This is a genomic window from Succiniclasticum sp. (assembly GCF_056977735.1).
On sequence record NZ_DBMCWA010000020.1, the window covers coordinates 20129 to 35029 of the forward strand.

The 14901-nt window shown below is 49.1% G+C and carries 11 protein-coding genes and 1 other RNA gene; all 12 read right to left on the reverse strand.

The window, feature by feature from the left end; all coding sequences use genetic code 11:
* Positions 1-68: 68 nt before the first annotated feature.
* Positions 69-250: non-coding RNA, 6S RNA (ssrS, locus tag ACZOWY_RS10545), on the reverse strand.
* Positions 251-505: 255 nt separating this feature from the next.
* Positions 506-2299 carry an aspartate--tRNA ligase gene (gene aspS / locus ACZOWY_RS10550; protein WP_484397303.1) on the reverse strand — a complete coding sequence of 598 codons (1794 nt, stop codon included), beginning with the start codon at positions 2297-2299 and terminating at the stop codon, positions 506-508.
* Complete coding sequence (gene hisS / locus ACZOWY_RS10555) at positions 2292-3575, reverse strand: histidine--tRNA ligase (RefSeq protein ID WP_484397307.1); 1284 nt, start codon at positions 3573-3575, stop codon at positions 2292-2294. The genes aspS and hisS overlap by 8 nt, the downstream gene beginning before the upstream one ends.
* Positions 3576-3797: 222 nt before the next feature.
* Positions 3798-4997 carry an AI-2E family transporter gene (locus ACZOWY_RS10560; protein WP_484397312.1) on the reverse strand — a complete coding sequence of 400 codons (1200 nt, stop codon included), beginning with the start codon at positions 4995-4997 and terminating at the stop codon, positions 3798-3800.
* 95 nt (positions 4998-5092) lie between these two features.
* Entirely contained in the window at positions 5093-5707 is a 615-nt protein-coding gene (locus tag ACZOWY_RS10565) for an MBL fold metallo-hydrolase (protein WP_484397315.1), read from the reverse strand.
* A complete protein-coding gene (locus ACZOWY_RS10570) occupies positions 5704-7962 on the reverse strand; it encodes a RelA/SpoT family protein (protein WP_484397320.1) in 2259 nt (752 codons plus the stop codon). The genes ACZOWY_RS10565 and ACZOWY_RS10570 overlap by 4 nt, the downstream gene beginning before the upstream one ends.
* Before the next feature lie 73 nt (positions 7963-8035).
* Positions 8036-10405, reverse strand: coding sequence for a single-stranded-DNA-specific exonuclease RecJ (recJ, locus tag ACZOWY_RS10575; protein WP_484397325.1), 2370 nt, complete (start codon positions 10403-10405; stop codon positions 8036-8038).
* Between the two features lie 290 nt (positions 10406-10695).
* Complete coding sequence (locus tag ACZOWY_RS10580; RefSeq protein WP_484397330.1) at positions 10696-11529, reverse strand: deoxyribonuclease IV; 834 nt, start codon at positions 11527-11529, stop codon at positions 10696-10698.
* A gap of 488 nt (positions 11530-12017) precedes the next feature.
* Positions 12018-12425, reverse strand: a complete 408-nt coding sequence (locus ACZOWY_RS10585; RefSeq protein WP_484397334.1) for a hypothetical protein — start codon at positions 12423-12425, stop codon at positions 12018-12020.
* A complete protein-coding gene (locus ACZOWY_RS10590; protein WP_484397337.1) occupies positions 12425-12925 on the reverse strand; it encodes a peptidoglycan recognition protein family protein in 501 nt (166 codons plus the stop codon). Before ACZOWY_RS10590 ends, ACZOWY_RS10585 begins: the two co-directional genes overlap by 1 nt.
* Positions 12922-13470 (reverse strand): phage holin family protein, encoded by a 549-nt coding sequence (locus ACZOWY_RS10595; protein WP_484397341.1) that lies wholly within the window; start codon positions 13468-13470, stop codon positions 12922-12924. The genes ACZOWY_RS10590 and ACZOWY_RS10595 overlap by 4 nt, the downstream gene beginning before the upstream one ends.
* Positions 13471-13515: 45 nt before the next feature.
* The gene (locus ACZOWY_RS10600; RefSeq protein ID WP_484397346.1) at positions 13516-14811 is read right to left on the reverse strand and encodes a metallophosphoesterase; all 1296 of its coding nucleotides are present in this window, start codon (positions 14809-14811) and stop codon (positions 13516-13518) included.
* Between the last annotated feature and the right edge of the window lie 90 nt (positions 14812-14901).

Here is a 14901-nt window from a genome sequence, read left to right on the forward strand (position 1 = left end):
AAAACCGGGAACGGTTGCTTGCGTCTTTCCTTTTCTTTCTCTTTATGGAGCAAATCCGCATATAAGCAAATTGCCCCACAATGCCGTTCATCTTCAGAGTATTGAACCTGCATGTGCAGGTGGGTGCCTTACCGCCAGTCGCAAAAGTCCACTCGAAGGAGGCTGGTTTTTGAAAGGCGCGACATCAGGCTCCCTTGGTAAATTCGTTGGCTCAGCACGTAGAAGGATGTAACGAACATCGCAGGGTAACTTTTAAAAATATTTAGTTATCTGTTTACAGACTTTCGTTCCGTTAATCCGGAATCACAATTGCATCTGCAAATCCTTACACTTATACTATAACAGACCCGGAGCATTTTTTCAATGCTCCGGGTCTGTCTTTACATTTCATTTAACACAATTTTTACAAAAACAGTTTGCTTTACTTTCCGTTTGTTAAGGATGTACACAATGCAAAACAAAATCTTTCCGTTCTATCCTTCTGGTGCACTCCTGTGCCTGATTTTTACTGCTGTTTCTTATCTTTTGCCAGCAACGACAGGCGGATATGCAGCTCACGCAGCTGTTTTTCGTCTACTACATTGGGTGCTTCGCTCATCATGTCGTTGGCGTTCTGGGTCTTCGGGAATGCGATGACGTCGCGGATGGACGGACGTTTTGCCATCAGCATGATCATACGGTCCAGACCGAAGGCCAGTCCTCCATGGGGAGGCGCACCGTACTCGAACGCCTGCATCATGAAGCCGAATTTTTCCTGCGCTTCCTCATCGGTAAGACCGATAGCTTCAAAGATAGCGTTCTGCACATCGCGGCGATGGATACGGATGGAACCGCCACCAAGTTCGACACCGTTCAGCACCATGTCGTACGCTTTGGCATACACTTTGCCGGGATTGGTCTGCAGCATGGGCAGATCTTCGTCGCAGGGTGCCGTAAACGGATGATGCATGGCAACCCAGCGTTTTTCATCCTCGTTCCACTCAAACATCGGGAAACGGGTAACCCAGGTAAAGCACAGTTTGTCTTTATCGATCAGGTTCATGCGTTTTGCCATTTCAATACGCAGAGCTCCCAACGCCTGGGCCACGGTAGCCGGTTTATCCGCTACGAACAGCAACAGGTCGCCGGGTTCCGCGCTGGCCGTTTCCTTAATTTTGTTCAGATGGGCTTCGTCAAAGAACTTGGCGATCGGGGATTTCACGCTGCCGTCCGGCTGGATCTGCATCCAGGCCAGGCCTTTGGCGCCGTAGATCGCCACAAAGTCAACCAGCCCGTCCAGTTCCCGGCGGGGAATATTGGCATCACCTTTTACGTTGATGGCTTTTACAATGCCGCCGTCGGCGATAATGTTGTTAAATACTTTGAAGTCAGAACCGGAAACAGCGTCCACCATGTTGATCAGCGGCATGTCAAAACGCAGGTCCGGCTTGTCGCTGCCATATTTGTCCATGGCTTCGTCCCAGGTCATGCGCTGCATGGGCCGCTGGATATCAACGCCCAGCGCGCCTTTGAACACGTACGCGATCAGGCCTTCCATCATATCCATCACATCGTCCATTTCCACAAAGGACATTTCCACGTCCAGCTGGGTGAATTCCGGCTGCCGGTCCGCACGCAAATCTTCGTCGCGGAAGCAGCGGGCAATCTGGAAGTACCGTTCATAACCGCCCACCATCAGCAGCTGTTTGAAAATCTGCGGGGACTGGGGCAATGCATAGAACTTGCCGGGGTTCACGCGGCTGGGCACCAGGTAATCCCGGGCGCCTTCCGGCGTGCTCTTGCACAGCATGGGGGTTTCAATTTCCAGAAAACCGTTGTTGTCCATGTAGTCACGCATCAGCTTGGTCACTTTGTGACGCAGGATCAAGTTGGCCTGCATCTCCGGACGGCGCAGGTCCAGATAACGGTATTTCAGGCGCAGGTTCTCATCGGTATCAATGCCGTCCTGAATATAGAACGGAGGAGTCTTGGCGCCGTTCAGCACGTTCAGGGTATGGGCCACCACTTCAATCTCACCGGTTGCAATGTTGGGATTGACAGTCTCCGCGTCGCGTTCCCGCACCTTGCCGAACACCTGGATCACATATTCGCTCCGGACCGCTTCCGCATTCTTAAAGCTTTCGCCGGCATCCGGATCGATAACAACCTGGCAGATACCGGAACGGTCCCGCAGGTCGATAAAAATCAGTCCGCCATGGTCGCGGCGTTTGGAAACCCAGCCGCACAAGGCTACCTCTTTGCCGGAATCCGCTTTGGTCAGGGTTCCGCAATGATGATCGCGCTTAAACATTTCACTCATTCTTCTGCACCTCTGTTTTTAAAATAGTTGTGATCTCAGCAAGAGGAATTTCCCGCTGGTTATTATCCTTATCTTCCGTGGTCATGTTCCGCAGCGTCACCATGTTTCGCGACAGCTCGTCTTCCCCGAAGATCAGTACGAATTTAGCTTTCAGCCGGTTGGCTGCTTTCATCTGGGCCTTCATGCTGCGCTGCTGGTAATCATAAGCCGCGCAGATGCCCGCTTCTCTTAATTTTTCTACAGTCGTGAAAGCAAGGGTCGCTGCTTCAGGCTTCGGCGCAATGACAAATACCTCGACAGCATCCTCTGCAGCAGGCAGCAGGTTCTGGCTTTCCAGCGCCAGGATCACCCGCTCCATCCCCATGGCAAACCCGATACCCGGCGTGGCAGGACCACCTACCTCTTCCACCAGGCCGTCATAGCGGCCGCCACCTAATACTGCGCTCTGCGCTCCCAAAGGCGTATACTGGATTTCAAAGGCAGTCCGGGTGTAATAATCCAGACCGCGCACCAATGTGGGATCGATAACGAAGTCCACGCCGGAAGATCTCAGCAGTTCCTGCACCTTTGCAAAATGTTCTTTACAGTCTTCGTCCAGACATTCTGCCAGTTTCGGGGCGCCGGCTGCCAGCGCATGGCATTTCTCATTCTTGCAGTCCAATATGCGCATGGGGTTCCTGTCAAACCGGGAACGGCAGTCTTCACAGAGTTCTTCCAGATGGGGTCTGTAATAGCTCTGCAGCTTCTGCCGGTAAGCCGGACGGCATTCCGGACAGCCTACCGTATTAATCTTCAGCTGCAGATCTTTTAACCCAAGCTTCCGCAAAATCTGCACAGCCAGCAGGATGATCTCCGCATCCGCGTTAGGCCCCGGAGCGCCCAGCAGTTCCACGCCAAACTGATGGAACTGGCGCTGCCTGCCTGCCTGGGGCCGGTCATACCGGAACATGGGGCCGATATAGAACAGCTTGGCCGGATCCGGTTCGGCATACATTTTATGCTCAATGAACGCCCGCACGGCGGAAGCCGTATTTTCCGGGCGCAGCGTAAGGCTGCGTTTCCCCCGGTCAATGAACGTGTACATTTCCTTTTCTACAACATCCGTCGTATCCCCGATGCCACGCTGGAATAATTCCGTGTGTTCAAATACCGGGGTACGGATCTCTTTAAAGCCAAAACACCTGCACAGGTCTCGCAGGATTCCTTCCACATAGCGCCAGGCGCCGACCTCCGCCGGAAGGATATCCTTGGTGCCGCGCGGCATCGTTGTCAACACACAAGACTCCCCCTTCAACACTCCAAATACTGTGATCCCCTTACATCTATATAAAAGCAGGATCACAATCTTCCATTTACAAACACAGGATTTCCTGTTTTACAAATTTACGAATCAATAAACGTTATATATTTTACCACTTTTCATACAAGCTGACAATCTGTGTTCCTTGTATTATGAAAATATTTTTCCGGAATACTGTCAGTCCGGGTAATGGATAAACTAATTGTTTTTTTCTCTTTCCATCTGCTCTTTCCGCTGCTGTACCATCTGGTCATCGACCGGGTCCGTCGTCAGCGATGCGGCAATTTCATCTGTAATAATATCCTCTTCCTCTTCCGGTTTTGCCGGTTCTTCCCCGTCATAATGCCACAGTTCGTCATACAGCACACGGTATACCGCAGCCACCGGCATGGCAAAGAGCATGCCAAGAATACCGAACAGTTTTCCGCCGATCATTAAGGCCAGCAGGATTATAACAGGATGCAGCTTTATTTTTTTTCCCATCACGATGGGTTGCAGCATCTGGCTGTCTATCGTGTAATACACCAGATAAAAAACAGCAAGACAAAACGCCGTCTGCGGCGTAGTGGATGTATAGGCCACAAAGATCGCGGGTATCGCGGAAATCATCGGGCCGATGACCGGAATGGTCTCCGCCAGCAGGGCAATCAGACCAAAAACCAGAGGATAAGGAATTCCCAGGATCAGCAGCACAATGGTTATCGACAGCGCGGCCAGCATGCTCATCTTCCAGAGGCCTTCCACATACCCGCTGATGGCAACGCCGATCCGGGCCAGCACATGGCTGACCTTGGGGCGTGCCCCCGGCGTAAACAGATCCGTGATCATAGTGCAGAGTTTACGCCAGTCTTTCAGAAAATAAAAGGCCAGGAACGGTACGACAATCAGACCCACAAGATTCGCTACCATCTGCACCGTGGAATTTAAAAGGTTCCGGACCACATTGGCCAAAAATCCCATGATGGAATTAATCGCATCGTTCAACAGTCCTTCCAGGTTGGACGGAAGGACAGGCACACTGGCAGAGGGTTCTTTCAGGATTCGGAGCAGCGATTTTCCCTGCATCTGTTCCGAATATTCCGGTAGTTTTACAATCAATTCATTAATCTGCCCAAACAGCGGGAGCACCACAAACGAAATCACAATTCCCGCAAAAATCGCGGAAGCAATGAAGGCAAGGATGATCGCTGCCACCCGGGACGGATGCATACCGGTTTTCCCCAGCTGCAACCTTGTAAACATCCTTGTCAGTGGATACAGGGCAAAAGCCAGGCCGATCGCCAGCAAAACCGGGAACAGGAAAGAACTCATCGCGTAAAGTATCGCTGATATCACGAAGGCAATGAGGAATTTAAAAACGGTATGCTGTTGTACGTAATGAATGTAGGTGTTTTTCATGATAAAACTCTTATTATCCTCTGCAGGCAATAAAAGCCTGCTGTTATATTAACGGGAACCGGGCGATCTTTTCACCCGGATACCGGAGTATGACCCTACTGTAGAAACGGGTTCCGTTTCCTTTCCCACCCAACGTTAGTGGCTGGTCCATGACCTGGTAACAGCATCATATCATCTTTCAATGGCAAAATCTTTTCTTTTATGGACTGCAGCAATTCTCCGTAATTGCCGCCGGGCAAATCCGTCCGCCCAATGGACTCCGCGAAGATCGTATCGCCGCAGAAGACGGCGTCCTCCACTACATAGCATACGCCCCCCGGCGTATGGCCGGGCGTAGCCAGCACTTTAAACTGCATGCCTGCCGCTTCAAACGAATCGTTATCTTTCACGATGACATCCGCAGCGCCGTAGTTCTTCGCCGGGCCGGGAAAGAACAGGGAGGTGGAATGGGTCAGCCGGTCCGCATCGCCGGCCGCAATGTACACCTTAGCTTTCGTGCCTTCCCGTACTTCCTTCAGCCCGCTGATATGGTCCGCATGGCCGTGGGTCAGCAGGATCGCGTCAATGGTCAGCCCGTATTTTTTTACCACGTCCATGATGCGGTCCCCGTCGTCGCCCGGATCCACCATAACAGCATGCTTTGTCTCTTCATTTTCTGCAAGATAACAGTTTGTGCAGAGAGGGCCCACTTCCATCAATCTGATTTTCATCGTTTCTTTCCTTTCCCGCCTTCCGCGCCGACGCTTCCTGTTGTCATCCGGTCTACACTGTAGATGCCCTGGATCCGTTTGATCCGGTTCATAATGGTTTCCAGCTGTCCGATATTGGTAATATCCAAACCCAGATGGATGGTTGCCATTTTGTTTTTATCAGAGTGACTGCTGATATTATTGATATTGATCTTGTTCTCGCTGATGGCCATCATGATATCCACCATAATGCCGGGCTTATCTGCCGCGATAATCACGATGTTTGCCTTATATACGTCATCCGTGGCCACGTCCCAGGTCACATCGATGAGACGGCTCTGCTCTTCCGGGTTGTTGGACATGACATTGGGGCAATCTGTACGGTGTACGGAAATACCGCTGCCCCGGGTGATATAGCCGATGACAGGGTCTCCGGGCACCGGGTTGCAGCACCGGGCCAGTTTGACCATGATGCCATCTTCCCCTTTCACCAGGATGCCGTGGCTGGATTTTGCTTTCGAAGTACGCGGTTTCAGTTCCGCCAGCAACTGGGACAGATCTTTCTTGGTTTGCAGCTGCTTCTGCTGTTCCTGTTTGTAAATGTCCACCAGCTTGGACATGATTGCCGTCAGGGTTGTGCCACCATATCCCAGGGAAGCCAGAAGGCCATCCACATCCGGCATCCGCAGCTTTTCTGCAATGGTTTTCAGCTTGTCCTGACTGGCAAACTCTTTATGGTTATAACCCAACCGCTTGCATTCTTTTTCCAGCATGTCGCGGCCGCGTTCTATGTTCTCTTCTTTGCGTTCTTTCTTGAACCAGGACTTGATTTTGTTGCGGGTATCAGAGGAACCGGCAATGTTGATCCAGTCGCGGCTGGGACCGGAAGCCTGCTTGCTGGTGATGACTTCCACGATATCGCCGTTGGACAGCTTGTAATCCAGCGGCACGATACGCCCGTTTACCTTGGCGCCGATACAGCGGTTACCTACGTCTGTATGAATACGGTACGCAAAGTCAATGGGCACAGAACCGACCGGCAGGTCGATGACATCGCCCCGGGGCGTGAACACAAAGACCTCGTCAGCGAAGACATCCATCTTTACCGTATCCACGAAGTCCCGGGAATCATTCATGTCCTTGTGCCATTCCAGCAGCTGGCGCAGCCAGGAAAGCTTTTCCGCATAGGATTTGGTTGAACCGGTCGCAGGATTGGAACCGCCGCTTTCCTTGTACCGCCAGTGAGCCGCAATACCGAACTCACTGATGCGGTGCATCTCAAAGGTACGGATCTGGATCTCCAGCGGCTGCCCGTTGGTAAATGCCACCGTGGTATGCAGGGACTGATACATGTTGGATTTAGGCACGGCCACATAATCCTTAAAACGTCCGGGGATCGGGCGCCACAGGCCATGTACGATACCCAGGGCCCCGTAACAGTCTTTCACCGTATTCACCAGCACCCTGACAGCCAGCAGGTCATAAATCTCATTCAGCTCTTTATGGTCCCGCATCATCTTTTTATAAATACTGTAGAAATTCTTGGGACGCCCCTGTATCTCACAGCGGATATTCACCTTGCCCAATTCCTGGCGCAGGGTTTCCATGGCGTCGTTGATCATGGCTTCCCGTTCTTTCCGTTTGGTCTTAACCTGCTCTACCAGATTGTAATACAGTTCCGGATCCCGGTAACGGAAGGCCATGTCCTCCAGTTCCCATTTGATCGTGTAGATACCCAGACGGTTGGCCAGAGGCGCGTAGATTTCCAGCGTCTCTTTGGAAATAGACTGCTGTTTATGCACCGGCATGTATTTCATGGTACGCATATTATGAAGGCGGTCCGCCAGCTTGATGATAACCACGCGGATGTCCTGGGCCATGGCCAGGAACATCTTACGGTAGTTTTCAATCTGCCGCTCTTCCTTGGAGATATATTCAATTTTGCCCAGTTTGGTCACGCCATCCACCAGCATGGCTACCTTGGCTCCGAACAATTCCTTCAGTTCCTGCAGGGATGTATCGGTATCCTCCACCACATCGTGCAGAAAAGCTGCTGCCAGCGTTTCTTCGTCCATCTTCATCTGGGCCAGGATATTGGCAACCTGCGTAGGATGAATGATATAGGGCTCACCGGAACGCCGCTTCTGCTCTGCATGCATCTTCGCAGCAAATTCATAGGCCTTTTTCACAAAAGCAATCTGCTTTTCATCAAGATAGGTTTTTAAAAACGCTAAGAACTCTTCAATGGTTACATTCTGGTCTTCTTTAGCGGGCATACTCTATTCCTTCCTTATCTGCGTTTACAAAACGCACCGGTCACGTCACTGCTGTCAGTAAACATACAGGTCTTCAGTGTTTTCGCAGGCTCTGAATCCGGGCGCATGCAATCCGTAAACTGTTATGGTAAATTTCCAGCAAAGCATCTCTTTTGGCACACAGCCCCGCATAGGTCGGAGACGCTTCCAACTGCTTATGTTCGGTACTTCCCATCATCAGATCGTCCCCCTGGATCCGGAAAAAACCCAGTTCACGGAAAATACGCAAATCATGTTCCTTCAGGCGCAGCTGATGCTTTTCCGCCTGATATTTTAACTGGTCCAACTTGGCAACAGCCTGGGACTGAAGCACCCTTTTGATGAACCGGTAGGCGTCAGCCAGATGGTTCCTGTTTGGATATTCCTCCATCAACCGGCTCTTCTGTATCGATAAATCATCCAGATTATACAGGATGTATAAAACCCTTCCCCCGTTTCCATTAACGGGGAATTTTCCCCACTGGAAGATATCCTCTTCCGGTAATTCGTAAAAGATGATCTGCTGCTCCACAGACTCGCACTGTTCGCCGTAGTGCCGGATTTTCACATTGGCAAAGGCGGAAATTTCTTTTTCTTCCCGACTGTTTTTATTAACAAACACGGTAAAACGCTGGCCCGAATGCAGGAGCCGTGCCAGCACAGTCTCTTTAAATTCGGAATTTCTGCGGTAGTCGTGAAGTTCCATATCCATGCGGAAGGCAACAATATCCAAATTGATACTTTCCAGATTATTAAAGAAATTAATTCGGGGCTTAAAAGCAATATCAGCCCGGGCATTATTGCAAAGACAATACTGATATTGAGCCCCCTGCCACATAATGCAGTGACAGGATCTGGATCCGATATCAGCAAAAAAGCGCAGGTGCGTCAGTTCCTGTCCGAACAGGCGCGGATTGTGCAATTCTGCATTCCGGAGCATAAAGAGCGGCGCCGGATTTTCACAGCCATAAGGTTCCAGCAACTGCAGTTCATGTAAAAAGGACAGCGTAAGTTCTTCGTGGCGGTCCCATTCCACATCCACAGCCAGATGAGGCTGGTAATCCTCCGGGTTAAGGCTGTTGCTGACCACTTCCATAAAGTGCTTCCGAAACTCTTCTATCTTATTACTCTGCAGCGTCAGACCCGCAGCCTGGCTGTGGCCTCCAAACTGTACCAGATCGGCCGAGCAGGCATCGATTGCATCATACAGATCCAGCGGCGGGATACTGCGGCACGAACCTTTGGCAACCTCCCCGCTGATGCTGATGAGGATGACCGGACGGTAATATTTATCAACCAGTCTGGAAGCCACAATCCCAATCACACCGGGATGCCAGCCTTGCTGGGTATCAGAATCCCACTGTCCCGCCAACACGATCGCCGGGCCGATGGAATCCTGCTTTTCCAGCAACGCTTCCGCTTCCGTAAAAATCTGGCGGCTGATTTCCTGCCTCACCGCATTTTCATCATTCAGTCTGTTGGCCATGCGTTCCGCAGCTTCTTCATCCTTTGTGATCAGAAGCTCTACGGCCAGCTGCGCGTGTTCCAGACGCCCCACTGCGTTGAGCCGAGGCGCCAGGATAAACCCGATTTTTTCCGTGGTAATTGTTTCCCGGTAACAGCGGCAGACCTCCAGTAATTTGCAAAGTCCGGTAAGGGATGTGGTCTCCATGGCCTTCATCCCCCGTTTCACCAGCGCACGGTTTTCATCCTGTAATGGCACGATGTCTGCCACCGTACCCAGTGCTGCCAGCTCCGTATACTGTTCCCAGAGCGGAGCCTCCGGATTACGTATTTTTTCCAATGCCTGACAGACCTTAAACGCCACGCCCACGCCGGATAATCCCTTAAACGGATACTTGCAGTCCGCCTGCTTGGGATTGACAATAGCAAAAGCGGCCGGCAATAGTTCCGGCGGACGGTGATGGTCAGTAATAATAATTTCCATGCCCCGGGGCGCTTCCGCCACTTCTTTTACACCGCTTATGCCGCAGTCTACCGTAATAACCAGCGTAATGCCTTCCTCATACAAATACTGCAGCGCTTCATGATTCAGGCCGTATCCTTCCCCTTCCCGTTTGGGGATATAGGTACATACATTCGCCTGTAATCCGGTTAAATACAAATATAGTAACGAGCTGGCTGTTATGCCGTCCACGTCGTAATCTCCGTACACAGCAATCTTCTCACGGCTTTCTACCGCCCGCAAAATCCGTTCGGCCGCCAGTCTCATATCTTTCATGAGAAAAGGATCATAGTATGTCTCTTTTTTGCCAAATAAGAACTCCCTGATCCTGTTTTCATCCCGCAGCCCGCGATTCCACAAAATACCTGCTGTTACCGGAGATATTCCCAGTTTCGCGGACAGCGCTTTTATTTCTTCCTGATCATAGTGCTTTAAATCCCAATATCTGTATCGTTTCATCTTCGTTTATAAAATCCTCTCCGTACGCCCACCCATCTTACGGCCTTTGTGCCAGGTAATCCTTATTGTTTTTGACTTGCTCTTACTATATCAGGGTGAAGCAACTGTTAATTTTTAAAACTTTTTGCCTATTATAATATTGTACATAAAAATAGGTTATCTGTGAATAGTTTTTTTATAAAAAATCTTTATAAAAAGCGTTTTACCAGTCTTGTCGTCTTATACTTTTTCAATTTCACTTGTACGCATTTCTGTCCGTATATGCCACTGAATCAATGTCCGGAAAGCCCTCATTCTTTAAATCTACTTCGCATCAACGCGATTTCTTTTTTATAGCCGTTCAAATCGTTGGGCGTTTCCAAAAAGAAAGGAAGGTGTTTCAGCTTCGGGTGATTGATTACATTTACCAGCGCTTCCAATCCGATGCGTCCGGTACCGATACAGGCATGTCGGTCCTTATGGCTGCCCCGCTCGTTCTGGCTGTCATTTAAATGGATCGCTTTCAGGTAATGCATTCCGATAATCCTGTCAAACTGATCCACGACGCCGTCCAGATCATTGACAATATCGTAACCCCCGTCCCAGATGTGACAGGTATCCAGACAGATTCCCATCTTTTCCTTAAGCGTAAGCTTATCCAAAATGGCAGCCAGTTCCTCAAAGTTGCGCCCCACTTCCGACCCTTTCCCCGACATGGTTTCCAGTAAGACGGTTGTTGTCTGTTCCGGTTTCAGTAATTCGTTTAACAGGGCAGCAATTTCCTCAATTCCTTTTTCCGCCCCCTGTCCGGTATGGCTGCCGGGATGGAAATTATACAATTGACCCGGTGTATATTCCATGCGTTTCAGATCATCCTCCATGGTCAGACGCGCAAATTCCCTTGTTTTTTCTGTTGCAGAGCAGGGATTCAGCGTGTACGGCGCATGGGCAAGAATACACGGAAACTGATGTTCTTTCATCAATATAAGTAAAGCCCGGACATCGTCTGCATTAATAGCCTTTGCCTTACTGCCCCGGGGATTGCGGGTAAAGAACTGAAATGTATCCGCGCCAATGGAAAGGGCCGTATTTCCCATGGCAAGGAAACCGTCACTGGATGATAGATGACAACCTATATGCAACATGGTAAACCTCCTCATATAAAGTGAAAGACTGCGATTGGAACCGCAGTCTTCAACATTGCTGTTTCATGTATTACATAAACGTATCTCGTTGAATTGATTATAACACAAGCATCTGTTTCTTTACATTTCATCCACAAAATATTTTTTTAATAACAGGAAAAAATTTCAAATTACGAAACGTTTTCAAGAATCCCCTTTAACGATAAAAAAGACCATCCTCATCAGGATGATCTTTTCACGTAACACATGATTAATTTGCTGGTGCCGCTGGCTCGACCACCTGCAAAAGGATAAAACTATCCGTATCCCATTGCAAAAAGTCATTTCTCAAAGCCCACGAAAGAAAAATGTTTCCTAAACTGATTATAGCTTAAATGTATATAAATGTGAAGACGCCTGCCCCGTTTTTTGAGGCAGGCTGTTTTTATTTTACTGCGATTCCAATACAAGCAACTAAAGCAACCACGGCCCAAGCGTTCCGTTGAGCTTTAATTTTCATGCGTTCCTTTTTCTGTTCTGCTGCGTATTTCTTGAAGGATTCGTTGACCTTCTGCAATGAGTTCTCCTGATTCACGGACAAGGCTTTCAGCGTTACTATTTGCAACTGCAGCTGCTTCAATTCCTGCTGCGCCTTTTTCAATGCTTCCTGCGACTTGATCAGTTCCGTCCTGGAGTCCGTCAATTCGTTCTGTAATTTCCCGTTGACCTGTGACAGCTGACTGAATATGCTGTCCAACCTGTTCAACTCCGACACTTCCACCGTCACCGATTGCGGATCCGGCGTTGTGGAAGCCGAGCATGTACCCGATGCTGAAAGTACCCACCAGAACAGCAACAGCGATAAGAAGAGCAACAGCCACTTTTTCGTCGTTAGGTCGATACTCATAAACATTCATTAATCTCCTCCATAATGCTGCATGTACCAGATCGCCTTGCCACGGATGGTCTGGAGCTGTTCGTAGAGGTTCCGTCCCGGGCAGGCGGTCGGCATCAGGTCACGGTGTCCCTTGACGGTATCGGCCGTCGGGATCAGGCAGTATTTATCACACAGATAACCAATAAGATAGGAAGCGGACTCGATCTGCGCCTGCGTCGGTTCTGCGTATTCAAAATTGCCACACAGGTGAATGCCGATGCTGTTCCAGTTGAATCCCTGCGCATGGACACCGACCGCCCACTTCGGACGGCCTTCCTCTATCGTGCCGTCTTTCCGGATGACGTAATGGTAACCGATGCCGCTCCACCCCTGCATGAGATGGGAAGCGTGGATCTGTTCGGCAGACAGGTCGTCATCGGTCGGGTTGCCGGTGTGGTGGATGACGATCATGTCGGTGTTGTCCCGCTCGTACAGCGTGGTAAATTCGAGTTCATAGTCTTTCACGTTGGGCGCTATCATTTTATCCCCTCTTTCCGTTTCTGCAATAGTCCTCTAATCTCTCCTGCTATCTTGATTCCTGCACTATCAAGGTTTTCGCAAATCGAGATTCCTTCAGTTATGGATAGTACGCAACAAACGATAACTAATGCAGGCTGAATTGGCGAGTGGCTAATTTTTAAAACTAAATCAATCAAAAATCCAGTAATGAGCAGTAACGAATAAATTATGGTCTTACTGTAAAATCCGTCACGCAAGGCATAGCTGTCAACGTACCGCCAATGATGTGCTTGCCATATGTAACGAATATAGGTAAGCAAACTACCACGCTTTTCCACTATCCGCTTATCGTAGGTAGCTTTGTAGAGTAACGATGCTTGATAGACACAGGCGGTAAAAATATCAATGATTTCCAACAACATCAGCAACAGAAAAATTGTACCTATGTCCAATAACGTAGCACCTACCGCACTTGCCGCCAACTTTTCAACGCCCTTATCCGTCACTGTTTTCAGCGTTTCCGTGGCTTTTATTTTTGATAAGACTTCATTAATAATGTCTTTCACTTTAGATCTCCATAAAAAAGGAGTGGCATGAGCCACCCCTGTTATCTAAAAACTAAAGACGCGGTTAGACCCCGCTCCAATCCTTGTACAGTAAACCTTTTTTGCGTTTGTATCAATTTGTACCACGTCAAACGCTTGCTCCGAAATTGTTCCGGATTCCCTAACAGTTGGGTCGGTATCAGGATGATTAAGTGCATAACAGTCAGTTGTAGTCAGGACAACAAGTATCGGTGGCACGGTTTCAACTTGTGAAAGGGTTGCCGCGCCAGCCGCACTGTTCATCGCAACCCGCTGTCCATAGGTTTCAGATTCTGTGTCAGAATCATATCTGTACCATGTGTCATTCAGTAAGTATACCGTGTTTTCATCGACCATATCGTCAAAAGATGTAGCACTCGCAGGGTCATATGCCGCATCCTCATGCTTATGCCCACAGAAGATGGCAATCGGATACACCCCATCATTAACAGACGAGCCGTCGAACGTGACAACATCTGTATATGCACCAGTGTCCGTGCCTTCCGGGAACGTACTCAAAATTGGGTCATAATCACCACAGCTGTTACGTTCTGCGGTCGTATGGTCGCGCGGTGTAATATTTTTGCTAACATCTAAACTGCTGTCATATGGTCGCAAGGCATATTTCACTGTCGTTCCTGTCTTAACCGCATAAAGCAGTTGGGTAATACGCCGCACTGTCAGGTTTCGCAACCCAACCGAATTATCCCACCAGTTGAGCATACCCATAGATTTTCTCGAACCTGCCGTGTTATACGTTTTGGAATGATAAGCATGGTGCATAATAACAACAATGCCATATCCCGCAGGAACATTTGAAAGTTCGTTGATAAACCATTTAAGGCTTGTGTCCGTAACTTCCGTGCTAATGTTTTGGTTTATGAAGAAATATCTGATTTTTGCGCCCTTGCTGTCGGTCCAAAAATCACCGAAATCGCTCAAGCATGATACTTGCGATTCCATTTGGCTGACATAGTAATTGTAGACAAGATTGTACTTTGTCGCAGATGGGTACGAACTATCGGCTACTTTCCACTCATGGTTTCCCGCACAGGCTAAAAAGGTGGGGATGCAACTTCGCAATGTTTTCAATGCGCCTACATTTGTTTTTACAGTTCCAATAAGCCCGGTTGATGTTCCCATGTCACCGCCACAGAAAAGTTTTGTTATGCCTGTTTCCTTGTATATTCTGTCTACGATTGCAGGAGTATGACCAGTGTTTTTGTGGGCGTGGTAGTCCGTAACAAAGACAAAACTGTCACCGACTATATTAAAACTGTTTTCCGTAATGGTTTTAATTTTGTTCTTTAAATGTAAGCGCAAAATAATCACCCGTCTGTAAAAGGAAGAATAAAAAAACTACCGGACATTGTGTCCGGTAGCAAGTTTCGTCATTTTTATTTGCAGTTTTCC

Excerpts from the sequence above, each read along its gene's own strand:
- ACZOWY_RS10570 (WP_484397320.1), bottom strand. The coding sequence starts at position 7,962 with ATGCCCGCTAAAGAAGACCAGAATGTAACCATTGAAGAGTTCTTAGCG.
- recJ (WP_484397325.1), bottom strand. The coding sequence starts at position 10,405 with ATGAAACGATACAGATATTGGGATTTAAAGCACTATGATCAGGAAGAA.
- ACZOWY_RS10565 (WP_484397315.1), bottom strand. The coding sequence starts at position 5,707 with ATGAAAATCAGATTGATGGAAGTGGGCCCTCTCTGCACAAACTGTTAT.
- ACZOWY_RS10580 (WP_484397330.1), bottom strand. The coding sequence starts at position 11,529 with ATGTTGCATATAGGTTGTCATCTATCATCCAGTGACGGTTTCCTTGCC.
- ACZOWY_RS10590 (WP_484397337.1), bottom strand. The coding sequence starts at position 12,925 with ATGATAGCGCCCAACGTGAAAGACTATGAACTCGAATTTACCACGCTG.
- aspS (WP_484397303.1), bottom strand. The coding sequence starts at position 2,299 with ATGAGTGAAATGTTTAAGCGCGATCATCATTGCGGAACCCTGACCAAA.
- ACZOWY_RS10585 (WP_484397334.1), bottom strand. The coding sequence starts at position 12,425 with ATGAATGTTTATGAGTATCGACCTAACGACGAAAAAGTGGCTGTTGCT.
- ACZOWY_RS10560 (WP_484397312.1), bottom strand. The coding sequence starts at position 4,997 with ATGAAAAACACCTACATTCATTACGTACAACAGCATACCGTTTTTAAA.